This window comes from Rhizobium sp. O111 (assembly GCF_055616315.1).
The window spans coordinates 95,984-121,799 of the sequence record NZ_JBSHXL010000001.1; the positions used below are offsets into that span (position 1 = coordinate 95,984).

25 protein-coding genes are annotated in these 25,816 nt (G+C 62.9%); 11 read left to right on the plus strand and 14 right to left on the minus strand.

Going from position 1 to position 25,816, the window contains the following annotated elements:
- Positions 1-90: 90 nt before the first annotated feature.
- From pyrC to ACVTFQ_RS00510, 3 genes are all read left to right on the plus strand, one after another.
- Positions 91-1,131, plus strand: coding sequence for a dihydroorotase (gene pyrC, locus ACVTFQ_RS00500; RefSeq protein WP_111561618.1), 1,041 nt, complete (start codon positions 91-93; stop codon positions 1,129-1,131).
- A 182-nt stretch (positions 1,132-1,313) separates the two neighbouring features.
- Positions 1,314-2,492, plus strand: coding sequence for a GGDEF domain-containing protein (locus ACVTFQ_RS00505; RefSeq protein WP_111561619.1), 1,179 nt, complete (start codon positions 1,314-1,316; stop codon positions 2,490-2,492).
- A 188-nt stretch (positions 2,493-2,680) separates the two neighbouring features.
- Positions 2,681-3,223, plus strand: a complete 543-nt coding sequence (locus tag ACVTFQ_RS00510) for a glyoxalase superfamily protein (RefSeq protein ID WP_111561620.1) — start codon at positions 2,681-2,683, stop codon at positions 3,221-3,223.
- Between the two features lie 42 nt (positions 3,224-3,265).
- On the opposite strand, the gene ACVTFQ_RS00515 is transcribed toward ACVTFQ_RS00510, so the two are convergent.
- Positions 3,266-4,537 carry an MgtC/SapB family protein gene (locus tag ACVTFQ_RS00515; protein ID WP_111561621.1) on the minus strand — a complete coding sequence of 424 codons (1,272 nt, stop codon included), beginning with the start codon at positions 4,535-4,537 and terminating at the stop codon, positions 3,266-3,268.
- Positions 4,538-4,626: 89 nt separating this feature from the next.
- Positions 4,627-5,109 (minus strand): anthrone oxygenase family protein, encoded by a 483-nt coding sequence (locus ACVTFQ_RS00520; protein ID WP_111561622.1) that lies wholly within the window; start codon positions 5,107-5,109, stop codon positions 4,627-4,629.
- 112 nt (positions 5,110-5,221) lie between these two features.
- Here ACVTFQ_RS00520 and ACVTFQ_RS00525 point away from each other — a divergent pair, with 112 nt between their 5' ends.
- Complete coding sequence (locus tag ACVTFQ_RS00525; protein WP_111561623.1) at positions 5,222-5,878, plus strand: TetR/AcrR family transcriptional regulator; 657 nt, start codon at positions 5,222-5,224, stop codon at positions 5,876-5,878.
- Here ACVTFQ_RS00525 and ACVTFQ_RS00530 read toward each other — a convergent pair whose 3' ends face one another.
- Positions 5,879-6,781, minus strand: a complete 903-nt coding sequence (locus ACVTFQ_RS00530; protein ID WP_018898270.1) for a GGDEF domain-containing protein — start codon at positions 6,779-6,781, stop codon at positions 5,879-5,881.
- Positions 6,782-7,203: 422 nt separating this feature from the next.
- Between ACVTFQ_RS00530 and ACVTFQ_RS00535 the strand changes: the two genes are divergently transcribed.
- Together ACVTFQ_RS00535 and ACVTFQ_RS00540 are read left to right on the plus strand one after the other, a co-directional pair.
- A complete protein-coding gene (locus tag ACVTFQ_RS00535) occupies positions 7,204-7,893 on the plus strand; it encodes an orotate phosphoribosyltransferase (RefSeq protein ID WP_111561624.1) in 690 nt (229 codons plus the stop codon).
- A 91-nt stretch (positions 7,894-7,984) separates the two neighbouring features.
- Complete coding sequence (locus ACVTFQ_RS00540) at positions 7,985-8,911, plus strand: carbohydrate kinase family protein (RefSeq protein ID WP_111561625.1); 927 nt, start codon at positions 7,985-7,987, stop codon at positions 8,909-8,911.
- A gap of 3 nt (positions 8,912-8,914) precedes the next feature.
- Here ACVTFQ_RS00540 and ACVTFQ_RS00545 read toward each other — a convergent pair whose 3' ends face one another.
- Together ACVTFQ_RS00545 and ACVTFQ_RS00550 are read right to left on the minus strand one after the other, a co-directional pair.
- Positions 8,915-9,709 (minus strand): alpha/beta fold hydrolase, encoded by a 795-nt coding sequence (locus ACVTFQ_RS00545; RefSeq protein WP_111561626.1) that lies wholly within the window; start codon positions 9,707-9,709, stop codon positions 8,915-8,917.
- Between the two features lie 89 nt (positions 9,710-9,798).
- Positions 9,799-11,229, minus strand: a complete 1,431-nt coding sequence (locus ACVTFQ_RS00550; protein WP_111561627.1) for an aminotransferase-like domain-containing protein — start codon at positions 11,227-11,229, stop codon at positions 9,799-9,801.
- A 90-nt stretch (positions 11,230-11,319) separates the two neighbouring features.
- Here ACVTFQ_RS00550 and ACVTFQ_RS00555 point away from each other — a divergent pair, with 90 nt between their 5' ends.
- Both ACVTFQ_RS00555 and ACVTFQ_RS00560 read left to right on the plus strand, forming a co-directional pair.
- Positions 11,320-12,183, plus strand: a complete 864-nt coding sequence (locus ACVTFQ_RS00555; RefSeq protein ID WP_111561628.1) for a DMT family transporter — start codon at positions 11,320-11,322, stop codon at positions 12,181-12,183.
- A gap of 97 nt (positions 12,184-12,280) precedes the next feature.
- A complete protein-coding gene (locus ACVTFQ_RS00560) occupies positions 12,281-12,424 on the plus strand; it encodes a hypothetical protein (protein WP_181459210.1) in 144 nt (47 codons plus the stop codon).
- 98 nt (positions 12,425-12,522) lie between these two features.
- Here ACVTFQ_RS00560 and pgi read toward each other — a convergent pair whose 3' ends face one another.
- Together pgi and ACVTFQ_RS00570 are read right to left on the minus strand one after the other, a co-directional pair.
- A complete protein-coding gene (gene pgi, locus ACVTFQ_RS00565; RefSeq protein WP_111561629.1) occupies positions 12,523-14,148 on the minus strand; it encodes a glucose-6-phosphate isomerase in 1,626 nt (541 codons plus the stop codon).
- 419 nt (positions 14,149-14,567) lie between these two features.
- On the minus strand, positions 14,568-16,268 hold the full coding sequence (locus ACVTFQ_RS00570) for a long-chain fatty acid--CoA ligase (RefSeq protein WP_111561630.1): 1,701 nt from the start codon (positions 16,266-16,268) through the stop codon (positions 14,568-14,570).
- On the opposite strand from ACVTFQ_RS00570, the gene ACVTFQ_RS00575 reads away from it, so the two are divergent.
- Together ACVTFQ_RS00575 and ACVTFQ_RS00580 are read left to right on the plus strand one after the other, a co-directional pair.
- Positions 16,258-16,500: a hypothetical protein gene (locus ACVTFQ_RS00575; protein ID WP_146618471.1), complete on the plus strand. Its 243-nt coding sequence runs from the start codon at positions 16,258-16,260 to the stop codon at positions 16,498-16,500. The two genes, ACVTFQ_RS00570 and ACVTFQ_RS00575, sit on opposite strands and share 11 nt — an antisense overlap.
- Positions 16,501-16,539: 39 nt before the next feature.
- On the plus strand, positions 16,540-16,932 hold the full coding sequence (locus tag ACVTFQ_RS00580) for a PRC-barrel domain-containing protein (protein WP_018898279.1): 393 nt from the start codon (positions 16,540-16,542) through the stop codon (positions 16,930-16,932).
- A 111-nt stretch (positions 16,933-17,043) separates the two neighbouring features.
- Here ACVTFQ_RS00580 and ACVTFQ_RS00585 read toward each other — a convergent pair whose 3' ends face one another.
- The 6 genes from ACVTFQ_RS00585 to osmF form a co-directional block, all read right to left on the minus strand.
- Entirely contained in the window at positions 17,044-19,497 is a 2,454-nt protein-coding gene (locus tag ACVTFQ_RS00585) for a glycoside hydrolase family 2 protein (RefSeq protein ID WP_112436912.1), read from the minus strand.
- A gap of 9 nt (positions 19,498-19,506) precedes the next feature.
- Entirely contained in the window at positions 19,507-19,902 is a 396-nt protein-coding gene (locus tag ACVTFQ_RS00590) for a VOC family protein (protein ID WP_111561924.1), read from the minus strand.
- A gap of 45 nt (positions 19,903-19,947) precedes the next feature.
- Positions 19,948-20,697 carry an ABC transporter permease gene (locus ACVTFQ_RS00595; protein ID WP_018898282.1) on the minus strand — a complete coding sequence of 250 codons (750 nt, stop codon included), beginning with the start codon at positions 20,695-20,697 and terminating at the stop codon, positions 19,948-19,950.
- The gene (locus tag ACVTFQ_RS00600; RefSeq protein ID WP_111561632.1) at positions 20,694-21,638 is read right to left on the minus strand and encodes an ABC transporter ATP-binding protein; all 945 of its coding nucleotides are present in this window, start codon (positions 21,636-21,638) and stop codon (positions 20,694-20,696) included. The genes ACVTFQ_RS00595 and ACVTFQ_RS00600 overlap by 4 nt, the downstream gene beginning before the upstream one ends.
- Positions 21,635-22,801 (minus strand): ABC transporter permease, encoded by a 1,167-nt coding sequence (locus tag ACVTFQ_RS00605; RefSeq protein WP_111561633.1) that lies wholly within the window; start codon positions 22,799-22,801, stop codon positions 21,635-21,637. Before ACVTFQ_RS00605 ends, ACVTFQ_RS00600 begins: the two co-directional genes overlap by 4 nt.
- Before the next feature lie 64 nt (positions 22,802-22,865).
- Positions 22,866-23,774: a glycine betaine ABC transporter substrate-binding protein OsmF gene (osmF, locus tag ACVTFQ_RS00610; protein WP_047507534.1), complete on the minus strand. Its 909-nt coding sequence runs from the start codon at positions 23,772-23,774 to the stop codon at positions 22,866-22,868.
- A 287-nt stretch (positions 23,775-24,061) separates the two neighbouring features.
- Between osmF and ACVTFQ_RS00615 the strand changes: the two genes are divergently transcribed.
- Complete coding sequence (locus ACVTFQ_RS00615; RefSeq protein ID WP_111561925.1) at positions 24,062-24,784, plus strand: copper homeostasis protein CutC; 723 nt, start codon at positions 24,062-24,064, stop codon at positions 24,782-24,784.
- On the opposite strand, the gene ACVTFQ_RS00620 is transcribed toward ACVTFQ_RS00615, so the two are convergent.
- Positions 24,781-25,797, minus strand: a complete 1,017-nt coding sequence (locus ACVTFQ_RS00620) for a zinc-binding alcohol dehydrogenase family protein (protein WP_111561634.1) — start codon at positions 25,795-25,797, stop codon at positions 24,781-24,783. The genes ACVTFQ_RS00615 and ACVTFQ_RS00620 overlap by 4 nt on opposite strands.
- Between the last annotated feature and the right edge of the window lie 19 nt (positions 25,798-25,816).

Consider the following 25,816-nt stretch of genomic DNA (forward strand, 5'->3'; position numbering starts at 1 on the left):
CTGCGGCGGGCAAACCATTTGCCATCCCCCATGCTTGGATGTAATTCCCAAGGCTGAGCCCTAAAGCGCAGCCTTGCCGGAGTTACAGTCATGCAATCGATCACCATCCGCCGCCCCGATGATTGGCATCTTCACCTGCGTGATGGCGCCATGCTGGAAGGCGTGATCGCCGATTCAAGCCGCGACTTCGCCCGCGCCATCATCATGCCGAACCTCGTGCCGCCGGTCGTTACGACAGCGGATGCCGAGGCCTATCGCGGCCGCATCATGGCCGCACTGCCGAAGGGCGACCGCTTCGAGCCGCTGATGACGCTTTATCTCACGGAGCATACCGATCCGGATGATGTGGAGAAGGGCAAGGCCAGCGGTCTGATCACCGCCGTCAAGCTCTACCCCGCCGGCGCCACCACCAATTCGCATGGCGGCGTACGCGATATCGACAAGGCCATGCCGGTGCTCGAGCGCATGGCCAAGATCGGCCTTCCGCTTTGCGTCCATGGCGAAGTCACGACATCGGATGTCGATATCTTCGACCGCGAGGCCGTCTTCATCGAAACCGTGCTCGATCCGTTGCGCAAGCGCCTGCCGGAACTGAAGGTGACGATGGAACACGTCACGACCAAGGACGGCATCGACTACATCAAGTCGGCCGAGCGCAACCTCGCCGGCTCGATCACGACCCACCATCTGATCATCAACCGCAACGCCATCCTCGTCGGCGGCATTCGCCCGCACTATTACTGCCTGCCGGTCGCCAAGCGCGAACACCATCGTGTCGCGCTGCGCCAAGCCGCCACCAGCGGTGACGCCCGCTTCTTCCTCGGCACCGATTCCGCGCCGCATGTCGACCCGCTGAAGGAATGCGGCTGCGGCTGCGCCGGCATCTACACTTCGATCAACACGATGAGCTGCCTTGCGCATGTCTTCGAGCAGGACAACGCCCTCGACAGACTGGAAGCCTTCTCCTCGCTGAACGGTCCGGCCTGGTACGGCCTTCCGATAAACGAAGAAGTAATAACGCTGGTGAAGCGCGCCGAACCCGTGTCGTTTCCTGCGAAGATCGAGACCGGCGCCGGTCCGGTCACGGTATTCGACCCCATGTTCCCGCTTCATTGGGATATCGAGCGCTAACGGCGCTCGTAAACCCATCATTTTTTACTGGAAGGAGAATGCATATCCGCGGGGATATGTTATTGCGCTAACATCTAAGCTTTAAATACATGTTTTTTTAACGAAATTGATAACACATTCGCTGTCGGGCGAATTCCATTTTCTGAAAACGAAAGCGCGGCAGAAGCCACGAAGTTCAAAGCATGACGCTTGACTATAATTCATTGCTGACCGCGTTGGCGGTCTCGGCGACATGTCTCGCCATTACTTTATTGGCGAGCTGGATTGCCCGGCGGACCGAAACATTTCTGCTGGCCTGCGGCGTCGGCCTGATCCTGATCGTCAGCGGCATTGTTGCCTATGGCATCTATGTCGACACGCCTAATGCGATCGTCGGCACTATCTGTTTTGCACTTCTCTTTCCCGGCTTCGCGACGGTCTGGGGCGCCGGCTTTCAGTTCCGGACAGGGGCATTGCCGCACGCGCGTATCGCGGCCTTTGGCGCCATCGCGGTGGTGGCGACCTCGGTGCCGATATTGCTCGGCTATGACGGCCTGTCCTTCATCATCGACAATATCGCCATCGCCTCCTTCCTGTTCGCCACGGCCTATCAATACTGGCGGGCACGCGCCGAAGCGATCGTCCCGCTGACGGGGATCACCAGCCTCTACTGCCTGACCGCCTTCTCCTTCGTGCTTTGCGCCGCCGTCCTGATCTATCAGGGCAAGCTCGTGCTGGGTGCTGCCCCCGACAACTGGTCGGAGGACCTGAGCCTCGCCGTCTGCATCGCCAGCATGACCGGCATCGGCGCGCTGTCTCTGGCCCTGCACCAATGGCGCATGGCCGCCCGCCACCGCATCGATGCCGCAACCGATCCGCTGACCGGCCTGCTCAACCGCCGAGCCCTTTTCGATCGCCACGGCGCCGGCGTCATGGGCCCGACCACGGCCGTGCTGGTCTTCGACATCGACCACTTCAAATCGATCAACGACAACTTCGGTCACGATGTCGGTGACCGCGTGCTGAAGGTCTTCGCGGCCGAATTGACCGCGAGCTGCCGGCTGAGCGACACGGTTGCGCGCCTCGGCGGTGAAGAGTTTGCGATGGTCCTGCACGAGGTCATGCCAGGCCGCGCCGAGGTCGTCGCCGAGCGCATCCGCAAGGCCTTCGAGGGACGCGAGCTCGATATCGACGGCGAGATCTGCAAATGCACCGTCAGCGTCGGCGTTGCTTCCGGCCGCACCAAGCCGCTTCCATTCGACGCCATGCTGACTGCCGCCGACAAGGCGCTCTACGCGGCCAAGCGCGCCGGCCGCAACCGCGTCGAGCTTGCGAGCCACCTGCAGGCCGTCCCCACGGACACCGCCCGCACCGCCTCTTGATCGTCGGCGGTTCCCTTCGTATGGTCGGGTTGGCCGGATGCAGCCAGCCGCCCCGCGGTGCGAAAGCACGATGGTGAATGCATCCACGCATATCCTTCACATCCCTTGCCGTTTGGCGATTGATGGCGAACGGGTCAGCAGACGCGGGCACTGATCGTCCTGTTCGCCGCCAACGAAGGGAATGCAACATGCGCGATTTTCGCGATGCGAAACTGATGGCCAAGGCGTTGCGCCAGGCACTTGCCGACCGCGATGTCGATCTCTCTCACAGCGAGACGCTGGAGATCGTCGCCCGCCAGTTCGGCTTTGAACAATGGAACATCCTGGCTGCGAAACTTGAGCAGACAACGGCATCGCCGCCTGCGGTCGGCATAGAGCCCCCGATCCCGATCTTTCGTATCTTCGACGTCGACAAGGCCAAGGAGTTCTACTGCGGCTTTCTGGGCTTCGCGCTCGATTGGGAGCACCGCTTCGGCGAACATTTCCCGCTCTATTGCCAGGTCTCGCGAAGCGGCATGATCCTGCACCTCAGTGAGCACTCGGGAGACGCCAGCCCTGGCGCCAGAGCCTTCGTCCCGGTGAAAGGCGTTCGCGCCTATCAGGCGGAGCTCACGGCCAAGCATTACCGCTACATGAAGCCGGGACTTGAGGAAGCGCCATGGGGATTGGAGATGGAGGTCATCGATCCCTTCAACAATCGCCTGACCTTCTGCGAGCGCAACGACGGATAAGGCGGGAAGGTCTGTGGCGGTGTGCTGGGCAAGCCTGCCGCCTCAGACAGCCCAAATCCCGCGCGTAGACAGATATCCGACGGCGCCGAAAAGGATGGCGACCGCCGAGGCGAGGCCCAGCGTCACGCCATATTCGCGGCGCCCCGCGGTAAAAGCGAGCGCGACCTTGGTGACCATGTTGACGAACACGGCAATCAGCGTGACATCGGCAGCCGTCGTGGCGCTGATCGCCGAGCCGACGAGACGCACGGTCGAGAGCGTGATCGCATCGACATCGACAAGACCCGAGATGGCAGCGACGACATAGAGCGCCGAGGCGCCGACATATTCGGTCGCCATCTTCGAGACGAGGCTGATCAGGCCGAGCAGAAGGGCAAAGGAAATCACTGTTTTCAACTCGAACGGATTTGTCAGTCCGATCTCCGGCGCCTGCGTGCTCGATCCGGAACGCCAGGCCAGGAAAAGGCTGGTCGCCAGGAAGCCGATGATGGCGGGCACGAGCGCCGAGGAGAGTGGTGCCAGCATGCTCAGCGATAGGGCGCTCGCGATGACGAGAACGCGTGCGAAGGAAAGCGCGCCGGCAATCGCCGCACCCGCCGCCAGATGCCGCGCCCCTTGCGGGGCCTCCATCGAGTAGCGCGCGAAGGACAGCGTCAGCGCGGTGGACGACACGAGGCCGCCGGCAGCGCCTGCAAGCAATATCCCGCGGCTCGATCCCATCAGTCGTATCGCCACATAGCCGGCAAAGGAGAGCGCAGCGATGGTGATCGTCAGAAGCCAGAGCGCATAGGGATTGAGCGCGCCCCAGGGATCGAGCGGCTTGTCGGGCAGCAGCGGCAGCGCGATCACGGTCATGGCAAGCAGCATCAGCGCCGACCTAAGCTCCACCCAGGTCAGTCCCTGCAAAAAGCCGTGCAGACTGGTGCGGGCCGCGAGCACGACGGTCACCACAACCGCGCCAGCTCCCGCCGTGATGAGATCGCCAAGGGTCGCGAGCATGCCGAGCGCGAAGACGCAAAGGGCGGCGATGATCGAGGTAATGCCGTAGTCCTTGTCCTCGATCGCCTCCTGCCACTTGCCGGCGATATAGACGACCCCGAGAAGCACCGCGATCGTGGCCGGGAAGAACGGGCCGGTCAGCGGCTGCAACGTGCCGACAATGCCGCCGAGAAAGCCGGTCAAGCCAAACGTCCGCAGCCCGGCGGTGCGCCCGCCGACGCGCACGTCGCGCTCCGTCCAGCCCCGCTCGACGCCGACGAGCAGACCGATGGCAAGCGCCACGCCAAGACGGCGGAAGACTTCGATATGTTCCATGTCCTGCACGATATCGCCGCTGCGCCGCTAAGCAAGCTCAAACATCTGAAACCATTGGCGCATTAGCGATACAGCCGCCGATTTCGCGATCAGATCAGCATCAGTGCCCGGACGAACGCGGCCGATGCCAGCAGCGAGGCGATGGTCCTCACATGGTTCCACCACGTCCAGTCGCGGAGGTAGCTCTGCCACAGCGCCGATGCCTCCGGGCCGCCGCCAGAAACCTGCGCCAGCGCATCGTTCATCGGCACGTTGAAGATGATTGTCGAGGCGAAGGAGGCGACGATGTAGATGACGGCGCCGGCGAGCATCCAGAGGCTCGCCCCCTCCCGCCAGCTCATTACCGCGAGCACGCCGATCAACAGGCAGAGAATGGCCGTCGGCACAAACAGCATCATGAAGGGCGAGCGCAGGATCGTGACGTTGATCGAGTTCATCGCCGCGATCCCCTGTTCTGTCGGGATGCGTGAAAACGCCGGCATCACGAAGGTCGAGAACGCGAAGAATGTGCCGGCGACGAGCCCGCTGCCGATCGCGGCGGCGACAAGCGCCAATACGAGAATGATTGCCATGCCGATGATCTCCCATTTTGGCGGCGCCAAAAGTCAATAACAGAGAAACTCTCTCATTTGCAAAATGAGATAAACTCTCTTATTTCTTCTGTCAACCGGAATGGAGTATCGGATGGCGAACGAGGCGGCGGCGGGATCGCGAGTAAGGACGGGCGCTATCAGGCAGCCCCGGCGCATTCCCCGCCAGCAGAGAGGCCGCGAGCGCTTCGAAAAGATTCTCGCTGTTGCCACGCAACTGATCGAGGCGAAGGGAAGCGATGCGCTCAAGATGAGCGAAATCGTCGAAAAGGCCGATCTCTCCTTCGGCGCGCTCTATCAGTATTTCCCGGATAGGAGCTCGATCTTCGCAACGCTGGCCGAGCGCTTCAACGAAGAGGGGCGCGCCTGTGTGGTCGCGGCGCTTGCGGAAGCGACGGATGCAGCCACGCTGCGTGCGGCGCTGTGCCGGATCGCTGACGAGTACCATGCCTTCTTCCGCAGCGAGCCCGTCATGCGGGATATATGGTTCGCCACCCAAGCGGATCGGCTGCTGCAGGAAATCGATGCTGACGATATGGAGTTTCACGCCCAGGCGTTGCTCTCGGTGCTGGAGCAGGTCTATCCGGATCGCCCGAAGCCGTCCTTACTCGCGCTTGCGAGGCTCGTCATGCAGCTTCTGGCAGCGGCGGTCAGATATGCCGCCGCGTTGAGCGAGGATGAGGGACGGGCAGCAATCGCGCTCTACAAGAAGATGCTGCCCGCCGATATCGGCGAATTGGTAGCGGAGTGATCAGGCACGGATCTTCGCGTCCCTGATCGACAAGGAGACCGCCGAGCGAACCATGTTGCGGCCACCGTTCTTGGCGGCGTAGAGCTCCCGGTCCGCCGCCGTCAGCATGGACTTGAGCGTTTCGCTTGCGGGGTCGCCGCGATAGACGCCGAAGCTTGCCGTCACGCGCTTGGCCGGCAACGGGCCGACGGCCTTGCTTTCGAACTGCATGCGCAGCCTGTTGGCGATGTTGACCGCGACGTCGATATCCGTGCGTGGCAATACCAGGCAGAACTCCTCGCCGCCGATGCGCGCCGCGATATCATAGGGCCGCAGATTGTGCTGGATCGTGGCGCCGGCCATGACCAGCACCTGGTCGCCGACATCGTGGCCGAACTGGTCGTTGATCGACTTGAAGTGATCGAGATCGAAGACCACGACGGAGATCGGCGTGCGCTCGCGGGCGGCGCGGGCAATCTCCAGCGCCCCGATATCCTTCAGCCAGCGGCGGTTGCCGAGCCCGGTCAGCACGTCTGTCGTCGCCTGCCGGCGCAACTGCGCCAGCGTCGCGTCGAGTTCCTTGATCAGGATCGAGATCCCGTTGGTAACGATCCCGACCTCGTCCTTGCGCTTGCTGCGCACCGACTTCACGACGCCGGTGGAGCGGTAGGTCTCGACCACGCCGGCGATCTGGTGCAGCGGCCGGATGAACGCCCAGACACAGGCCAGGCAAAAGGCAGTCCCGATCAGCGTCGCTCCCAGCACCAGGATAAGTACAGGCATCGCCTCGCTCCGAAAGCCGGTCACGAGATAGACGACGAGCGCCAAAAGCGGCACGTGCGTCGAGACAAAGCAAATGGAGAAGATCTTGAGGGTCAGCGATTGGTTGAACTGCTGGAACGGTGTGAACCTCGTGAGGCGCATTCTGGACTCCTTCATGGTGTCTTTGGGCGCTGGGAAAATGGCGCGGGAAGTTTCACCCCGTTGTTAATGAAATCATTCAAATTTGAGCGTTCTGGGCCTCATCAAGCATGGCGCTCCGTGCAAGTGCCTGCCGAACAATACGTATGACGAATGTCTAAAATTATGAATGGGTTGTGGAAATTTAAGTTGTCCGCAAAAGAAATACCAGCAAGGGTTTTTGCGACCCGGCGCGTCTCGCGCTTTTGGTGAATCATCGCGTGATGACACAGCGATATTAACAGAGCGAGAAGCGGCCGCAACGGCAACGTAAGCGCGTGAAATTGCAATTCTTGCGTTTGACCCGCTCGCGTTCTGGAAACTTGCCCCACTTGCTGCTATTGGCCCATAAGTTTGAGCACCCGATAGAGGCGAAGGAGAGAACGATGATCCAGGCAACATTCACCGACCGCAAAGTCATGGCCGAACTGGTGGCCAAGATGCTCTGGGAGATCAAGGCCGTTCACTTCAATGCCACCCAGCCCTACAAGTTCGCTTCCGGCATGGCGAGCCCCGTCTATATCGACTGCCGCAAGCTTCTCTCCTTCCCGCGCATCCGCTCGACGGTGATGGATTTCGCCGCCAGCGTCGTGCTGCGCGAGGCGGGCTTCGAGAAGTTCGATTGCATCGCCGGCGGCGAAACCGCGGGCATTCCCTTCGCCGCACTTCTCGCCGATCGCCTCAGCCTGCCGATGATCTATGTCCGCAAGCAGCCGAAGGGCCACGGCCGCAACGCCCAGATCGAAGGCAACATGCCCGAGGGTTCGCGCGTACTCGTCATCGAGGACCTGACGACGGCGGGCGGCAGCATGTTCAAGTTCATCGATGCGGTTCGCGACGCCGGCGGTGTCGTCGATCACGGCATCGCGCTCTTCTATTACGGCATCTTCGATGAAGGCGCGCTGCGCTTTGCCGATGGCAAGGTCAAGCTGCACTATATCGCCACATGGCGCGATGTTCTGGCCGTCGCCAAGGAGCAGCAGCTGTTCGATCAGAACACCTTGAACGAGGTGGAATCCTTCCTCGACGCGCCGCTCGCATGGTCCGGCCGCAACGGCGGTATTTCATCACTTTGAGTGAATAATTGCTCACGGCGCTTTGCTTTTGCCACGAAGTTATCTAATCCAGTTGGGCATCGACAGATCGTAATGCCCTTGGGAGACGGACATGATTTTGTGCTGTGGAGAAGCGTTGATCGACATGCTGCCGCGGGAGACGACGCTCGGCGAAAAGGGCTTTGCGCCCTATGCTGGCGGCGCCATCTTCAACACGGCGATCGCGCTCGGGCGCCTGGGCATTCAGACTTCTTTCTTCACGGGTCTCGCCGACGACATGTTGGGCGAAATCCTCTGCGATACGCTGAAGGCGAGCAATGTCGACTTCAGCCTCTGCGCCATCGCGCAGCGCCCCTCGACGCTCGCCTTCGTCAAGCTGGTCAACGGCCAGGCGACCTACGCCTTCTATGACGAAGGCACCGCCGGCCGTATGATCACCACCGACGACCTGCCCGTTCTCGGCGACGATTGCGAGGCGCTGCACTTCGGCGCCATAAGCCTGATCCCCAGCCCCTGCGGCGAAACCTACGAGGCGCTGCTCGACCGCGAGGCGGCCAAGCGCGTCATCTCGCTCGACCCGAACATCCGCCCCGGCTTCATCAAGGACAAGCAGGCGCACATGGCGCGTATCAAGCGTATGGCCGCCAAGTCCGACATCCTGAAATTCTCCGACGAGGATCTGGAATGGTTTGGCATGGACGGCAGCCATGACGATCTCGCCGCCCACTGGCTGCAGCACGGCGCCAAGCTCGTCGTCATCACCAAGGGCGCCGAGGGCGCTACGGGCTACACGAGCCAGCGCAAGGTCACCGTTCCCAGCCAGCGCGTCACCGTGGTCGATACCGTCGGCGCCGGCGATACCTTCGATGCCGGCGTTCTCGCTTCGCTGAAGATGGATGGCCTGCTCACCAAGGCGCAGGTCGCCTCGCTCGATGAGAAGGCGCTGCAGAACGCGCTCTCGCTCGGCGCCAAGGCCGCCGCCGTCACGGTCTCCCGCGCCGGCGCCAACCCGCCATGGGCCAAGGAAATCGGTCTCTAAGCATCACGGCAACTGATCCAGAAAGCCAAGCACGGTCCGATTGAAGTCATCGGGCCGCTGCAGCGGCGCGAAGTGGCTCACGCCCTCCAGTGGAACGAAGGTCGCGCCGGGAATGCTGCGCACCAGATGGGCGGCATGCTCCGGCTTGATGAACTCGTCCCGGTCACCGAGCGCCACCGCCACCGGCACACGGATGCGGTTCAGATCGGCCGCCGAATAATTCGGCTCCGTCGACATCATCAGGCTGACATCCTCGACAAAGCGGTCGAACTGATCGGGCGTCTGTGACAGCGCCTCGTAATCCATCCGGTGCCGGCTAAAGCAGCGATCGATGACAGGCGTCGGCACGAAGGGCTTTACGCCCGAGGGATCCATGCTGCAGGCAAAGAAGAACACGCCGTTGACACGCTCAGGGTGCTTATCGGCGAGAATGAGCGCCGTGCACGCCCCATCGCTCCAGCCGATAAGCGCCGCCTTCTCGATCTCCAGATGATCCATCACCGCAAGCACATCCGATGCCATCAGCTCGTATGTATAGGGCTTGCCGTCCCGCGTGCTGCGGCCATGCCCCCGGCTGTCGATCACCACCACGCGCCGGCCGGAGCGCAGCAGCGCCGGCACCTGATAGCCCCAGTTGCCGCTATTCCCGAGCCCGCCATGCAGCAGGATCACTGTTGGCCCGGAGCCATAGGCGCTGTACCAAATATCGGCGCCATCATGCGTGACCACGCCGTCGTCACCGTCAGGCAAGGCCTCCGCGCCCTGCGCTGCAAATCGCTCCAGCTCGTCGTCTGTCATGTCAGTCCTCCCAATCCTTCATTCTCTCTAGACGAATGACGCAGCCTCATCTCGATACGTCCCGCGAAACAATCACCGCGCCGCCCGACCTAAGCTTTCCCTCGCGCCGCCCACATGGCCTCGCGAAGTACTTCGAAGACCTTAGGGTCTTCCGTCTGCGAAACATTGAACCGCATGAAATCCGTCGCCGTCTGCGACAGGCTGAAGGCGTTGCCCGGTGCCAGCACAACGTCGCGCTCCAGCGCAGCACGCGCCACATCGGCGGCGTCGATCCCGTCAGGCAGCCGGCACCAGAGGAACATCCCCGCCTGCGGCTCGATCCAGGGCACGATGCCGAGGTTCCTGAGCTTAGCCGAGACATCGAACATCGTCTTCGACAGTCGGCTGCGCAGCGTCTCGATATGCTTGCGGTAGCTGCCGTCGCTGAGCACGCTCAAGACCAGCTGCGCCGCATGCCGCCCGCCGCCGAACGAGGTGGCGATCTTGAGATCCGTCAGCCCGCCGATCCACTCCGGCTTGGCGGCGATGAAGCCGCAGCGAGCCGAGGCGGACAGCGTCTTCGAGAAGCTGCCAATATGGATGACGCGATCGAGCCCGTCGAAGGCGGCAAGGCGCGGCGCCGTGACGTGCTCGAAGTCGGCGAAGATATCGTCCTCGATGATCGTCAGGTCGAATTGTTCGGCGATCTTCAGCACCCGATGCGCCGTCACCGGCGAAAGGATCGCGCCCGTCGGGTTATGCAGCGCCGAATTGGTGACGTAGAGCTTCGGTCGATGCTCGGCGACCGTGCGGGCGAAGGCGTCGATATCGGGGCCGGAGGGCGTATAGGGCACGCTGACGATCTTGGCGCGGTGGGCGCGAAGCAGGGCGTGGAAATTGAAGTAGCAGGGATCGTCGACCATCACCGTATCGCCCGGCTCGATCAGGAAACGGCAGAGAAGATCGATCGCCTGGATGCCTGATTCTGTGAGGATGATCTGGTCGGGCGACGCGCCGATCCCCTTGTCGGCCATTCGCCGCGCGATCAGCTGCCTGAGCGGCGGTAGTCCCAGCGGCGATCCATAGGCAAGCAGCACCGGCCCATCGGCGCGCGCCAGCGCCCGCACGGCGCGCCGAACGCCATCCTCCGGAAGCCATGCCGGCGGCAGCCAGCCGCAGCCCGGCTTCAGCCCGATATCGCCGGCCTCCAGAGATTGCCGCGACACCCAGAAGGGATCGATCTCGCGATCGAGCCGTGGCCCGACTTCCGACAGCGCGAAGGGGGCGGCCTGGTTGGCGACGTAAAAGCCGGAGCCCGGCCGCGACAGGATCGCGCCCTCGGCAACCAGCCGCTCATAGGCCTCGACAACGGTCGAGGTCGAAATCTTCAGCGACCCTGCAAGCGCCCGCACCGAAGGCAGCTTCGCCCCCGCCGTCAGGCTGCGACCGGCGATGCGCTGCTTGATCGTGTTCATCACCATCGCCACGCGGGTCGTCCCGACGATCACGTTATCGGCCATCCGTACTGCTCTCCGATGCATAACAGTTTGGAAAAACCGTACCATACCGTAGCTGGCATGGCCACGCCGCGTGGGATCATAAGATGGCTATTGATCGCGAAGGAGTGTGCCATGGACCGCACGGCGGCCGGTTGGTTGAATGGTTTTGTCGGTGTTCTGATCTTCAGCGGCTCGCTGCCCGCGACGCGCATGGCGGTGATGGGGTTCGATCCCGTCTTCCTAACCGTCGCCCGTGCGGCGATCGCCGGGCTGATTGCGCTGGCACTGCTCGTTCTGTTTCGCGAAAAGCGGCCGGCGGCGAGCGATCTTCTGTCGCTTGTTATCGTCGCCTTCGGTGTCGTCATCGGCTTCCCGTTGCTGACGGCGCTGGCGCTCACCCACATCACCTCGGCGCACTCCATCGTCTTCATCGGCCTGCTGCCGCTCTCGACCGCGATCTTTGGCGTCATCAGGGGCGGGGAACGTCCGCACCCGGCCTTTTGGATCTTCTCCTGCGTGGGGAGCGCGCTGGTCGCCGGTTTCGCCCTGTCGCAGGGTGTGACCGCGGCCCCGCTCGGCGATCTCCTGATGCTGGCCGCCATCATCGCCTGTGGGTTGGGTTATGCCGAGGGCGCCAAGCTGTCGCGCAGGCTCGGCGGCTGGCAGGTCATCTCCTGGGCGCTGGTTCTCTCGCTGCCCGTCATGCTGGCGCTTGCGCTCTTCAATCTGCCGCCGTCCTTTGCGGCGATCGAAACGCCGGCCTGGGCGGGCCTCGTCTATGTCTCGCTGTTCAGTATGCTGATCGGCTTCTTTTTCTGGTATCGCGGCCTTGCGCAGGGCGGCATCGCCGGTGTCGGCCAGTTGCAGCTATTGCAGCCCTTCTTCGGCTTGCTCCTGGCGGCAACGCTGCTGCATGAGCAGGTGAGCCCCATCATGCTGGTCGTCACCATCGCCATCGTCGGCTGCGTCGCCGGCGCCAAGAAGTTCGCTCGGTAGGCACTGGCAGGCGAGATTGCGTTTGCATTTTGCCGTGTAAGCGCGCCTGCTGATTGGCGTCACATCGCTCGATGTGACGCCAACCAGGGAGCTTGAAATGGCAAAGGGTCAACTCCGCGGCACGCGTGAAGCGCGCAAGCCGAAGAAAGACAAGTCCGCTCCGGCAGTCGCCTCGCAGCCGGGCTCGCAGGTCAAGCAGGCCGCGAGCACCGTACCATCAGGCAAGGGCGCCAGGCCCTGACCGCCACCAGGGGGTGGTCCTGAGGGCAGTCATCTCAGCCAAATAAAAAACGCTCCCGCGGCGGTCACCACGGGAGCGTCGTTTGAACGTTGCGCTCGTTACTTCGCGAGCTTCGCCAGCTCGGCGACAAGGCCCTGCGTCGACGAATCGTGGCCGGCAGCGCTTTCCTTGCCTTCGATGACGGGCAGCAGGCCGGTCGCCAGTTCCTTGCCGAGCTCGACGCCCCACTGGTCGAAGGAGTTGATGCGGAACAGCACGCCTTCGACGAAGACGCGGTGTTCGTAAAGCGCAACGAGGCGGCCGAAGGCGAACGGCGTCAGCTTGTCATAGACGAAGGTGATCGACGGACGGTTGCCGGTGAAGACGCGGTGCGGCGCGATGAAATCGGCCTGCTTGTCCTCCATGCCCTTGTCGGTCAGCTGCTTCTTGGCTTCCTCGAAGGTGCGGCCCTTCATCAGCGCTTCCGACTGCGCGATGCAGTTTGCCATCAAGAGCTGATGCTGGTGGCGCAGCTCCGGCTCGAAGCCGTTGGCGGCGATCATGAACTCGGCCGGGATCACGCTCGTGCCCTGGTGGATCAGCTGGTAGAAGGCGTGCTGGCCGTTGGTGCCGGGCTCGCCCCAGACGACAGGACCGGAATTGCCTTCGACCGGCGTGCCGTCGATCGTGACGCCCTTGCCGTTCGATTCCATGTCGAGCTGCTGCAGATAGGCGGGGAAGCGCGACAGGCGCTGGTCGTAGGGCAGGATCGCGCGGGTGGCGTAGCCGAGAACGTTGCGATTGTAGAAACCGATCAGGCCGAGCAGGATCGGCAGGTTCTTGGCAATCGGCGCCGTGCGGAAGTGGTTGTCGATCGAATGCGCGCCGTCGAGGAACTTGCCGAAGTTCTCAGGCCCAACGGCAATCATCAGCGGCAGGCCGATGGCCGACCAGATCGAGTAGCGACCGCCGACCCAATCCCAGAAGCCGAACACGCGCTCGCTCTCGATACCGAAGGCAGCAACCTTGTCGAGCGCGGTCGATACGGCTGCGAAGTGATGCTGGACGGCTGCCTCGCCGAGCGCATCGGCGACGAACTTGCGCGCCGTCTGGGCGTTCGTCATCGTCTCGATGGTGGTGAAGGTCTTGGAAGCGACGATGAACAGCGTCGTTTCCGGCTGCACCAGCTTCAGGATGTCGGCGATATGCGCGCCGTCGATGTTGGAGACGAAGTGCGCGCGCGGGCCGTCATGGAAAGGTGCCAGCGCCAGCGTCGCCATGACGGGGCCGAGGTCGGAGCCACCGATGCCGATGTTGATGACGTCGGTGATCTTCTTGCCGGTCGCGCCCTTCAGCGCGCCAGAACGGATGCCGTCGGCAAACTTGCCCATGGCGGCGAGCACGCCGTTGACGTCAGGCATCACGTCCTTGCCGTCGACGATTACAGGGGTGTTGGAACGGTTGCGAAGGGCCGTGTGCAGCACGGCGCGGTTTTCGGTAAAGTTGATCGCCTTGCCCGAGAACATCTCGTCGCGCTTGGCCTCGACACCGCCGGTTTCGGCGAGCTTGACCAGAAGGGCCAGCACTTCGTCGTTCACGGCGGTCTTCGAGAAATCCATCAGGAGGTCGTCGAGCGAGGCGGTGAAGCGCGAAAAGCGTTTCGGATCGGCCGCGAAGGCAGCACGGATATCGGTGGCCTTGGTGGCAGCCGCTGTGCTTTTCAGTTGGTCGACGATGGCATTCATGGGAGGCTCCTTTGCAGGGCGAGAGGGTCGCGGAAACTATTCGCTTTACCGGGTGCAAATCAAGTTATGTCTGAAACTATTCATAAAAAGGGTGCGCACGTCGCGCTTGATGCGCCAGCGCAGTCGGGCTATATTGGAGAGGTTGCAGGCGGAGCTGTAACTCCACCTGCTGCGCTTATCTGGCTTGGAATGCGACCCGGACGCTGAGTGACCAGCTCGTCCGGGTTTTCCTCACCGTAAGCGTGACGCTAAGCGGTCGAAACCACATATCATCACCTCCCGTTCTGATAGCAAGGCTCTTGCCGAAGTCGGCGCGGCCCATCCTCGCCGATAGGCCGCATTGCCGCGACCTGTGCTGCTTCTGCCTCAAAACAAGCGGATAGCAGCACAGTTTTGGGTTGTGCTCAATTGTGAAAATATTACGCGCGCAGATCCTTGCGCAGGATCTTGCCGACCGGCGATTTCGGCAGTTCGGTGCGGAACTCGATGAAGCGCGGCCGCTTGTAGTTGGTAAGGTTGGCCACGCAATGCGCCTTCACATCCGCCTCGGTCAGAGCAGGATCCTTGCGCACCACGAAGAGCTTCACCGCCTCGCCGGAGTGCCCGTCCGCCACGCCGACGGCTGCGGCTTCCAGGATGCCCGGGTGCATCGCCGCCACTTCCTCGATCTCGTTCGGGTAGACGTTGAAGCCGGAGACGAGGATCATGTCCTTCTTGCGGTCGACGATCTTGGTGTAGCCGCGGGCATCCATGAAGCCCATGTCGCCGGTGCGGAAATAGCCGTCGGGGGTCATGGCGCGCGCCGTCTCATCCGGCTTGTTCCAGTATCCGGCCATTACCTGCGGCCCGCGAATGCAGATCTCGCCGACCTCGCCGAGCGGCAGCGACGCGCCGTCCTCGTTGCGGATATCGAGATCGGTGGAGGAGATCGGCAGGCCGATCGCGCCGGTGAATTCAGGCGAATCGAAGCGGTTGGCGGTGGCGACCGGCGATGTCTCGGAAAGCCCATACCCTTCGGTGATGTGATTGCCAGTGATCGTCAGCCAGCGCTCCGCAACTGGCCGCTGCACGGCCATGCCGCCGCCGAGCGAAATCACCAGCGAAGAGAAATCGACCTTGGCGAATTCAGGGTTGTTCATCAGCGCGTTGAACAGCGTGTTGAGCCCGGGGAAGACGTGGACGTTGGACTTGGCGAATTCGCGCACCAGGGCAGGGATGTCGCGCGGATTGGCGACGAGGATGTTATGCGCGCCGAGCGACATGCCCATCAGCGAGTTCACCGTCAGCGCGAAGATATGGTAGAGCGGCAGCGCGCAGAGAAAGTTCAACACATCCGGCCGCTGGCGCTTCTCGAAGGCGGATTTCAGCCAGAGCTCCAGCTGCAGCTTGTTCGACAAGAGGTTCTTGTGCGTGAGCACCGCACCCTTGGCGATGCCAGTCGTGCCGCCGGTATATTGCAGGAACGCGATGTCGCTGCCGACAAGACCTGATGGTTTCAGCGCTGCGCCGTCGCCCTCGCCAAGCACCTGCTTGAACGTCTTGTGCCGGGGGATCGACCAGGCGGGAACGAGCTTCTTCACCTTGCGCACGAGCAGATTGACAATCAGCCCCTTGGCGCCCAGCATTTCGCCGAGCGACGTGACGACTACATGGCGCACATCGGTATGGCCAAGCACCTGCTGAACGGTATGGGCGAAGTTCTCCAGAACGAAGATCGCCTTGGCGCCGGCATCGCGCAGCTGATGCTCCAGTTCGCGCGGCGTATAGAGCGGGTTGACGTTCACCACCACGAGCCCGGCGCGCAGGATGCCGTAGACGGCGATCGGGTTCTGCAGCACGTTCGGCATCATCACCGCGACACGATCGCCCTTCTGCAGTCCGCTTGCCTGCAGCCATGCGGCGATCTTGCGCGTCTGGCTTTCCAGCTGCCGGTAGGTGAGCGTCTTGCCCATGCTGGAAAAGGCGATGCGGTCGGCATAGCGCGCGCAGGATTTCTCAAGCAGCTCCGCCAGTGATCCGTATTCCAGTGCCGGAAGCTCGGCAGGTACGATCGCCGGATAGGTGGCAAGCCACGGCTTGTCGTGCCTTTCACCGCCAGGATGGGCGGAAATGCTGTTCATCGTGTCTCTCTCCCTGTCGCTGCCGGCGGGGCGCCCGTCGAAACCATTGGATGATCCTCCATCCTCCAATACGGCAGCTTATGTCATTGCTCGAATGGTTCAAGCAGCATCAAGCTACAATAACCTTGACGTAAACGTCAATATTGCGGCGCCCGCCAAAATTGCGGATCAAATTCGGGAACAACGGGCATCGGGCGACGTTTTCAATTCATACGCCAGGCACGAGGAGTAGAGGCCAGGCACGAGAAACCAACCGAAAGGGAGTAGAGACATGCTGCAACAGGACAACGACAAGACCCTCCGTGACCCGAACGTCAAGGACACGCACTCGCTGATCGCCAGCGACCGCGTCGAAGGAACCCGCGTGTATGGCGCGGATGGCAAGCACATCGGCTCGATCGAGCGCCTGATCCTCGGCAAGAGGGATGGCCGCGTCGCCTATGCCGTGCTGAGCTTCGGCGGCTTCATGGGCATCGGTCACGATCACTATCCGCTGCCCTGGGATAAGCTGTCCTACGACACTCAGCTGGATGGCTACCGCATCGACCTGACCAAGGAACAGATCGAAGGCGCGCCAAGCTACGCGGATGATGACGACACCTGGTACAACGATAACGGCCGCCGGGTCTATGACTACTACGGCGTGCCGCCCTACTGGATGTAAGTCTCCCGCGAGGCCGCAACGGAAGGGTCCCGCCGCGTGCGGGACCCACCGACGGCCACAAAAACCTCCGGCGAAAGTCGGAGGTTTTTGCATGAATTGCGCCGGCCTATCTCAACCCGCTGAAACGAGATCGTTGGCCGAGCGCAGCACCCTCCCCACCACGATATCGGCCACACCGATCGCCGCCTGCGTCTCCACTTCGAACACATGCGTCTCGCCCGGCAAAAGCGTGATCAGCATCGTATCCACCACCGCATCCGGATCGAGGCGATCGGCCATCAGGCAGAGATCCTTCAGCAGGCTGACGGCCGTCACCGCGACCGCGTACCCGCCCTCCCGCTTGCTGACCTCGATCTTCATCTCCGGCTTCGGCAGCTTGAGGTCGATATCCTCGACAAAATAGTGAAACGCCCGCCGGTCCAGCATGTCGACAACGACCACTTCGTTGCTGGGATCGTCGGCGGTCGCGATATCCCGAGGCAGCGTGAATGCCTTCGCCTCGAACCGGTCGCAAAGCAACCGCCAGAATTCGAACTCGGCAAGCACGGTCCCATCCAGCTTCAGCCGCTTGCCCGAAATCTTCGCCCGCCAGAACAGCGTCCGCTCGTTGACGGCAACGGCCGCAAGCCCGCCGTCGCGCGGCTGGATCGTCAGAAGCCGCGGATCGAAAGCCTGGCGCATGGCGTACCACAGCGGCTTTCGCCGCCCGGCCGAATCCAGCGCCGCCCAGGAGGTCACCGGCCAGCAGTCGTTGAACTGCCAGACGACGGCGCCCTTGCAAATGTCGCGGTGCGACCGCATGTGCTCGACGGCGAAGCGAATGGCGCGAGCCTGGTTCAGTTGCGTGGCGAAGTGCCAGTCGTTCATCGTCCGTGGCTCTGGCAGATGGCCGGCCAGGCCACGGATCAGCTTGTCATTGCCTTGCGTCGCCTTCTGATGATGGAAGACGCCGTTGGAGATCGGCGTCAGCGGCGCGTCGTGCACGCTCTCTTCCATCGTCGCCCAGTTGGGCGGCGCCTGCCAGCCGAATTCCGAGCAGAAGCGCGGGATATAGTTGCGGTAGACCTCGTAGCCCACGTCGTTCCACACATCCCAGATGTGCTTGCATCCATGCGCATCCGCATTCGGCTCGATCTCCATCGTGCCGGAATAGGGGCTGCCGGGATAGTAGGGGCGCTCGGGATCGAGTTCGGCGCAAAGCCTCGGAAGAACATCGAGATAGTAGCCGAGCCCCCAGCTCTCGCCGTCCTTGATGATCGGCCGCCAGCCCCACTCGTCGAAGCCCCAGATATTCTCGTTGTTGCCGTTCCAGACGATCAGCGATGGATGCGGCATCAGCCGGGCGACGTTGTCGCGCACCTCCGCCTCGACCTCGCCACGCAGCGGCTCCTCCTCAGGATAGGAGGCGCAGGCAAACAGGAAATCCTGCCACACCAGCATGCCCACACGGTCGCATTCCTCGTAGAATTCATCCCGCTCGAAGATGCCGCCGCCCCATACCCGCAAAAGGTTGATGTTGGCGGCCTTCGCCTCGCCGATCCGCGAGGCATAGCGCTCGGCCGTGACCCGCGATGGGAAGCAATCGTCGGGGATCCAGTTGGCGCCGCAGAGAAACAGCGGCACGTCGTTGATCACGAAGGTGAAGGCCGATCCATGTTGGTCCGGGGAGGTATCGAGCCGCACCGATCGGAAGCCGATCTGCTTCACATAGTCGTCGAGCAGCTCATCGCTCTCGCCGTCGCGCAGTTCGACATGCAACGGATAAAGCGGCTGCGCGCCGAGATGATGCGGCCACCAGATTTGCGGCGAGGGTACGCGCACCTGGAAACTGACCTCGTCGGTCCCGGCCGCGACGATCTCGCTATGCGTGACGCCGCCGATGCTGGCCGTGATGCGGCAGTCGCCGGCGTCACCCGCGCGCGCGATCTTTGCCCGCACCGTCATCAGCCCGTCTCCACCGGCAAGCGTCGCCGACACAAGCGTTTCGGCCAGCCGCGCCTTCGCCCAGCGCTCCAGCCGCACCGGCTTCCAGATCCCCGCCGTCACCAGCGTCGGGCCCCAGTCCCAGCCGAAATTGCAGGCCATCTTGCGCATCAGGTTGCCGGGGCCGGGATAGTTGTTCGGCCGGTAGCCGTAATGCGCTTCCATCTCCGCGCCGTAGGCGTAAGCCGAGCGGAAGGTCACGACCAGCTCGTTATCCTCGGCCTTCAGGCGATCGGAGACGTCGAAGCGGTAGGTCCGGTGCATGTTGAACGTCTGGCCGATCTCTTCGCCATTGAGCGAGATCGTCGCCACCGTATCCAGCCCGTCGAAGACAAGCTCCTGCACGAGATCGGCGTCGGGCGATGCGTCGAAGCGGCAGTGATAGGTCCAGTCCTCGCGGCCGATCCAGTCATTGGTGATCTCGTTGACATCGACATAGGGGTCGGGGATCAGCCGGCTCGTCAGTAGGTCAAGATGCACGCATCCGGGCACATGCGCCGGCACCGTTTTAGGCAGATCAGGCTTTCCTGCAACGTTACAGTTGAGTGTCCAGCCGGTATGCAGGTCTGTTTTGGAAATCATCTGGGTCTCTTAGAGATAGCGGCCGTGGCGCTGCAGGACTTCGATCTTGTAGCCGTCGGGATCGGTAATGAAGAAGAACAGGGCAAGCAGCTTGCCGTCGCGGTTGAGTTCCGTGAGCTTGCCGGGATTAAGCCCGGCTTCCGCCAGCCGCTTGTGCTCGACGGCGACCTCGTCGACCGACACCGCCAGATGCCCATAGCCGTCGCCGAGACTATAGGGTTCAACGCGGCCTTTGTTGATGGTCAGTTCCAGCTCGAAGCCGGTCTCGCGGTTGCTAAGATAGATCAATGTGAAGGTGTCGAAATCGATGCGGTCGGCGACCTCGAGCCCGAAGACCTTGCCGTAGAATTCGACCGAGCGCGCTTCGTCGAGAACGCGGATCATCGAGTGAATCATCTTGGCCAAGGCTGCCTCCATCGTGCGTATCAGGCCGCTTTGGTAGCTGCTGCCTTAGGCGGTGCGCAAGCCCATTCTTCGCGTCATCGCGCTTTCCACCAATCCCACCGCGTCATAGATCAACAGCGCCATCAGCCCGACGATCAGGCCGCCCTGCAGGATGAAGGCGGTGTTGTCGGATATCAGCCCGGCGATGATCACTTCGCCCAGTCCCTTGGCCGCCACCGTCGAGCCGATGGTGGCCGTTCCGATATTGATCACGGTCGCCACCTTCACGCCCTCGATGATCAGCGGCAGCGCCAGCGGCAGCTCCACCTGGAACAGCCGCTGTGTCGGGTTCATGCCCATGCCGTCGGCGGCATCGAGCACGGCGGGGGAGACCTGGCGCAGGCCGGAGATGGTGTTTTCGAAGATCGGCAGCAGCCCATAGAGAAACAGCGCCACCAGCGTCGGCCCGGCGCCGAAGCCCATGGCCGGCACTGCCAGCGCCAGCACAGCGACCGGCGGAAAGGTCTGTCCGGCATTGGCGATGGCGCGCGACAGCGGCAGGAAATCGGCGCCGCTGCGCCGCGTCACGAAAACGCCGCCCAGAATGGCGACCACGGCGCTCCCGACAATCGAGATCAGCACCAATTGCAGATGCCCGAGCGCCAGAAGCGGCAGGCTGCTTTGCGTGTAGACGGCCGGCGCGTTGTTTTTGGTGAGCGGCGTCAGCAGAAAGGACAGCCACTCCGTCCGGAACAACAGGATCAGGAGCAGCGCCAAAGCCGCGACGCGAAAGAGATTGGCGGTGAGGAGCTTCATTCCTTGCGGCCCAGCTCCAGGAGGTGCGACATCGAGATCGACCCGATCGCCGCCTTCTTCTCGTTCTCGACGGCGGCTTCGTCGATCCCCTGCCAGATCATTTCGGCCAGCGCGTCGCGCAGGCTGAGCGATTGCGGCAGGCCGTGGTCGAGCCCGGCCTTGGCAGGCGCCATGCCCGATGTCAGCGGCAGCAGCGACATGCGCTTCAGCGCGCGGTCGGTCGTTCCTGTCAACTGCTGCACGAAGGGGTCGGCGGGCTCGGTGATGATCTTTTCCGGCGTCGAATATTGCAGCAGCCTGCCGCCGCGCATCACCGCGATCCGGTTGCCGAGGTGAAAAGCCTCGTCCATGTCGTGGGTGACGAGAATGATCGTCGTGCCGAACTGCTTCTGGATCGCCAGAAGATCGTCCTGCGCCTTGCCACGAATGACCGGATCGAGCGCGCCGAAGGGTTCGTCCATGATCAGCACCTCCGGCCCCGCTGCCAGCGCCCGCGCAACGCCGACGCGCTGCTGCTCGCCGCCCGAAAGTTGATGCGGATACTTCCTGGCGAAGGATTTGGGGTCGAGATTGAAGAGGCCGAGCAGTTCGTCGACGCGGGCGTCGATCCTGCCGCGCTCCCAGCCGAGCAGCTGCGGCACCGTCGCGATGTTCTGCGCCACCGTGCGGTGCGGAAAGAGCCCGTTGCCTTGGATGACGTAGCCGATATTGCGGCGCAGTTCTGTCTCCTGCACATCGGCCACGTTGCGCCCGCCGACGCGGATTTCGCCCGAGGTCATCGGCACCAGCCGGTTGATCATCCGGATCAGCGTCGATTTGCCGGAGCCCGAGGTTCCGACGATGACGGTGATCTCTCCCTTCTCGACTGCCATCGACACATTGTCGACCACGGTCGTATCGCCGTAGCGCTTGGTGACGTTGCGGATGTCGATCATGCTCATGCGGCGGGTCCCCGTATGCTGTCGGCGACCGCATCGAGAATGACGGCCGAAGAGAAGGCGAAGATGACGGTCGGCACGGCGCCGAGAAGAACGAGGTCCATGGCCGTCTGGCCGAGCCCCTGGAAGATGAAGACCCCGAACCCGCCACCGCCAATCAGCGCCGCGACCGTCACCAGCCCGATCGCCTGCACCAGCACGATGCGAATGCCCGTGAGGATGACCGGCAGCGCCAGCGGCAGGTCGATACCGGTGAGGATTTGGCGCCGCGTCAGCCCCATGCCGGCGGCTGCGTCGCGCACGGCGGGGTCGACACCCTCGAGACCGACGACGGTATTGGCCACGATCGGCAGCAGCGAATAGAGCACCAGCGCGATCAGCGCGGGTGCCGCGCCGATGCCGCTGATCCCGACCGCCGCCGCCAAGGGAACGTGCGCCGCGAGATAGCCGAGCGGCAGCATCAGCAGGCCGAAGAGCGCGAGGCTCGGGATCGTCTGGATCAGGCTCAGCCCCTGCAAAAGCGCATCCCGAAGCTTGGGTACCCAGAAGCAGACGATGCCCACAGGCAGGCCGATCGCCACCGAGATCGCCAGCGAGCCGAAGGCCAGCTCAACATGCGTCCATGCCTCGGCCCAGAACTGGTCGCCGCGATTGGCGAATTCGCGCATGATCGAGAGACTGTCGAGCAGCCCCGACCAGAGAAAAACACCGAGCAGACAGGCGTAAGCAGCAAGCGCCGCGACCCGCATCCACGGCTTCAGCCGCACCTTCACCAGCGCATCCGATATGATCAGCGATGTGACCGCGAGCAGCACCCAGAAGCCCCCGCCGGGCGTCATGCGCGCCGCCGTGCTGCCCTCTGGCGTAAACGACGTCGCCACGAAGCCGATCGCCGCCAGCAATGCCGCCAGACAGAGCGTCGAGATCGCAAGCCGTGCATAGGCGTTTTCGAGAAACAGCACCGCGCAGGCCGAAAGAACGAGAAGCAGGGTGAGGATGATGACGGAGGGCTGGTCCAGAAGCTGCATCAGCAACATCGGCTTGCCCGATGCGATCCGGTTCGCCTTCACATAGATGAATGGCAGCAATGCCGCCGCCGCGACGCCCGTGACCACGAGAACGACGCCGAGCCGGTCCAGTCTGCGGACCGCTAAGGTTTCTTCCATCGATCCATCCCAGCCTGGAAGGAAAACGGCTCCGCATCCATTGCTGGACACGGAGCGTCGGCGATTACTTCAGGAAGCCTTTTTCCTTCAGATAGGCCTCGGCGACGCTCTTCGCCGGCTCGCCATCGACCTGGATCTTGCCGTTCAGCTTGCGCAGCTCGTCGGCCGTCAGGCTCTTGAAGATCGGCGCCAGGATCTCTTCGATCTTCGGGTTCGCCTTCAACACCTCCTCGCGGATGATCGGCGTCGGCGCATAGACCTGCTGCACGCTCTTGTCGTCTTCGAGAACGGTGAGCTCGGCCGCCTCGATGGCGCCATCCGTGCCGTACACCATCGCGGTATTGGCGCCGTTCGTCTGGTCGGCGGCGGCCTTGATCGTGGCGGCGGTATCACCGCCCGAGAGCACGATCTCCTGTTCCGGCTTCAGCGTGAAGCCATAGGTCGTCTGGAACGCCGGCAGCGCGCCGGCGGTGTTGACGAACTCGGCCGAGGCCACGAGCTTCGCTTCGCCGCCACCGGCGACCCACTTGCCGAAATCGGACATGCTCTTCAGGTTGTTTTTCCCGGCAACGTCGTTGCGCACGGCGATCGCCCATGTGTTGTTGGCGGGCGAGGGCGTCAGCCAGACGATCTTGTTGGCGTCGTAATCCAGCTTCTTGGCCATGTCATAGCCCTGCTGGATGTTCTTCCAGGCCGCATCGTCGGGCTTGTTGAAGAAGAAGCCGGCATTGCCTGTGTATTCGGGATAGATGTCGATCTCGCCTGCGGTGATCGCCTTGCGCAGCACGGGCGTGGCGCCGAGCGCGATGCGGTCCTTCGTCTTGATGCCGTTGGCGTTGAGCGCCAGCGCGATCACGTTGCCGAGCAGCGTGCCCTCCGTGTCGATCTTCGACGACACCACGACATCCGCGGCCTGCACCGCACCTGCCGTCAGGGCACAGAGCGATACGGCAAGGGCTATTCTTTTCAGCATGACCATCCCCTTTAATCCTTCAAAGACGCGGAAAGCCTTGGCGCAAGGCGAACCGCTCGAAACTCCCCGGCGAAGACAGCGGACTGTCGGCGACCGATCCAATGCGTAACTGACATAGTGTGCACGATTGAAAAATCGATGCGATTGCGAAAATACTGTTCACGACACTGTCCAATCGATCGATGATCGATTGCCTTCCGGTCTCCGCTCGCAAATTTAACTCCGCGATGCTAGCCGGAAGAGCAGGCTCAGGCTTGGACGATCATTAGATGACGAGGGAGGAAAGCGTGACAATCTTGCTTGAGGTATGCGTGGACAGCCCGCGCGGTCTGGCGGCGGCGATCGAAGGTGGTGCCGATCGTATCGAATTGTGCTCGGCGCTCGAGATTGGCGGGCTCACGCCGGTCGCCGGCATGATGAAAGCGGCAGCTGCCGCTCCCATCCCCGTCTACGCGATGATCCGCCCGCATGCCGGCCCTTTCGTGTTCGACAGCGGCGATGAAGCGGCGATGATGGCGGATATCGATGCTGTCCGCGCCTTCGGCCTCGCCGGTGTGGTCATTGGGGCAAACCTTGCGGACGGCACGCTCGACATGCCGCTGTTGCGCCGGTTGAAGGCGCACGCCGCAGGGCTCGGCTCGACGCTGCATCGCGCCTTCGATCTCGTTCCCGATCCCGATGCCGCCTTGGAGCAGGCCGTCGAACTCGGCTGCGAGCGCATCCTCACCTCCGGCTGCATCCCCAAGGCCATCGATGGCCTGGAGACATTGGCGCGGCTGTCGAAGAAGGCAGCCGGGCGGATCTCGATCATGCCCGGCAGCGGCGTGCGCCCCGCCAATGCGCCGCAGATCCTGCGCGCCACCGGTGCCCGCGAAATTCACGGCTCCTGCAGCTCGCCCGTTGCAAGCGTCGATCCCCGCGCGGTCGCCTTCGGCTTCGAGGCGGCGTCGCCCAACCGAACGGACGCGTCCATCGTGCGCCAGATGCGCGAGGCGATCGATAGTCTTTAGCCGACTTTGATCACGGCCTTGATCAGGCCGCTCTTCTCATGCGCCCAGCGCGCCAGATCGCGCGGCGCATCGGCAAGCGTCGTGCGGTGGGTGATCAGCCGATCCACCGGCACGAGACCATTGGCGATCGAGGCCGCCACGTGTTCGAAGTCGATCCGCGTCGCATTGCGGCTGCCGATCACCATCATCTCGCGCTTGTGAAACTCGGGGTCAGAGAAGCGGATATCGTCCTTCACGACGCTGACCAGAACCAGCGCGCCGCCATGCGCAACGAACTGGAACGCCTTCTCCATCGAGGGGCCATAGCCGGTCGCGTCGAAAACGACGTCGAAGCCATCCCCGTCGGTCTTCGCCTTCACCGCGTCGAGGCTCGCATCATTGGCGACGATACCTGACGTAAATCCGAAGCGCTCGGCGGCCATCTCCAGCCGCTCCGCGCTGGTGTCGAGCAAGGTCACCTCATGGCCGGCGATCCGCGAAAAGATCGCGGCCCCAAGGCCGATCGGGCCGGCGCCGATGACGAGCGCGCGCGAGCCGGCGGGCGAAAGCGAGCGGCGTACGGCATGCGCCCCGATCGCCAGGAATTCCACCGTCGCCGCCGCTTCGAGGCTCAGCCCCTGCGCCGCATAGAGATTGCCCGCCGGAACCGTGATCTCCTCGCAGAATGCCCCATCCGTGTGGACGCCGAGCACCTTGATATCGGTGCAGCAATTCGCCTTGTCCTTGCGGCAGGCGACGCATCGGCCGCAGGAGATATACGGGTTGACGATGACGGGCGTGCCGACCGCGATCTCGACCCCTGCGCCGGTTTCCACCACCGTTGCGGAGATCTCGTGGCCCATCACCCGCGGATATTCGAGAAACGGATGCTTGCCCTCGAAGATATGGTAGTCGGTACCGCAGATGCCGACATGGCTGACGGCGAGCCGCGCCCAGCCGGCTTCAGGCGTGCCGGGAGAGGGGCGCTCAACGATCTCGAGAACACCCGGTTGTTGGCAAAGCACGGCTTTCATGACGGTTCCTGCATTCGAT

Excerpts from the sequence above, each read along its gene's own strand:
- pyrC (WP_111561618.1), top strand. The coding sequence starts at position 91 with ATGCAATCGATCACCATCCGCCGCCCCGATGATTGGCATCTTCACCTG.
- ACVTFQ_RS00505 (WP_111561619.1), top strand. The coding sequence starts at position 1,314 with ATGACGCTTGACTATAATTCATTGCTGACCGCGTTGGCGGTCTCGGCG.
- ACVTFQ_RS00510 (WP_111561620.1), top strand. The coding sequence starts at position 2,681 with ATGCGCGATTTTCGCGATGCGAAACTGATGGCCAAGGCGTTGCGCCAG.
- ACVTFQ_RS00515 (WP_111561621.1), bottom strand. The coding sequence starts at position 4,537 with ATGGAACATATCGAAGTCTTCCGCCGTCTTGGCGTGGCGCTTGCCATC.
- ACVTFQ_RS00520 (WP_111561622.1), bottom strand. The coding sequence starts at position 5,109 with ATGGCAATCATTCTCGTATTGGCGCTTGTCGCCGCCGCGATCGGCAGC.
- ACVTFQ_RS00525 (WP_111561623.1), top strand. The coding sequence starts at position 5,222 with ATGGCGAACGAGGCGGCGGCGGGATCGCGAGTAAGGACGGGCGCTATC.
- ACVTFQ_RS00530 (WP_018898270.1), bottom strand. The coding sequence starts at position 6,781 with ATGCGCCTCACGAGGTTCACACCGTTCCAGCAGTTCAACCAATCGCTG.
- ACVTFQ_RS00535 (WP_111561624.1), top strand. The coding sequence starts at position 7,204 with ATGATCCAGGCAACATTCACCGACCGCAAAGTCATGGCCGAACTGGTG.
- ACVTFQ_RS00540 (WP_111561625.1), top strand. The coding sequence starts at position 7,985 with ATGATTTTGTGCTGTGGAGAAGCGTTGATCGACATGCTGCCGCGGGAG.
- ACVTFQ_RS00545 (WP_111561626.1), bottom strand. The coding sequence starts at position 9,709 with ATGACAGACGACGAGCTGGAGCGATTTGCAGCGCAGGGCGCGGAGGCC.
- ACVTFQ_RS00550 (WP_111561627.1), bottom strand. The coding sequence starts at position 11,229 with ATGCATCGGAGAGCAGTACGGATGGCCGATAACGTGATCGTCGGGACG.
- ACVTFQ_RS00555 (WP_111561628.1), top strand. The coding sequence starts at position 11,320 with ATGGACCGCACGGCGGCCGGTTGGTTGAATGGTTTTGTCGGTGTTCTG.
- ACVTFQ_RS00560 (WP_181459210.1), top strand. The coding sequence starts at position 12,281 with ATGGCAAAGGGTCAACTCCGCGGCACGCGTGAAGCGCGCAAGCCGAAG.
- pgi (WP_111561629.1), bottom strand. The coding sequence starts at position 14,148 with ATGAATGCCATCGTCGACCAACTGAAAAGCACAGCGGCTGCCACCAAG.
- ACVTFQ_RS00575 (WP_146618471.1), top strand. The coding sequence starts at position 16,258 with ATGCTGTTCATCGTGTCTCTCTCCCTGTCGCTGCCGGCGGGGCGCCCG.
- ACVTFQ_RS00570 (WP_111561630.1), bottom strand. The coding sequence starts at position 16,268 with ATGAACAGCATTTCCGCCCATCCTGGCGGTGAAAGGCACGACAAGCCG.
- ACVTFQ_RS00580 (WP_018898279.1), top strand. The coding sequence starts at position 16,540 with ATGCTGCAACAGGACAACGACAAGACCCTCCGTGACCCGAACGTCAAG.
- ACVTFQ_RS00585 (WP_112436912.1), bottom strand. The coding sequence starts at position 19,497 with ATGATTTCCAAAACAGACCTGCATACCGGCTGGACACTCAACTGTAAC.
- ACVTFQ_RS00595 (WP_018898282.1), bottom strand. The coding sequence starts at position 20,697 with ATGAAGCTCCTCACCGCCAATCTCTTTCGCGTCGCGGCTTTGGCGCTG.
- ACVTFQ_RS00600 (WP_111561632.1), bottom strand. The coding sequence starts at position 21,638 with ATGAGCATGATCGACATCCGCAACGTCACCAAGCGCTACGGCGATACG.
- ACVTFQ_RS00605 (WP_111561633.1), bottom strand. The coding sequence starts at position 22,801 with ATGGAAGAAACCTTAGCGGTCCGCAGACTGGACCGGCTCGGCGTCGTT.
- osmF (WP_047507534.1), bottom strand. The coding sequence starts at position 23,774 with ATGCTGAAAAGAATAGCCCTTGCCGTATCGCTCTGTGCCCTGACGGCA.
- ACVTFQ_RS00620 (WP_111561634.1), bottom strand. The coding sequence starts at position 25,797 with ATGAAAGCCGTGCTTTGCCAACAACCGGGTGTTCTCGAGATCGTTGAG.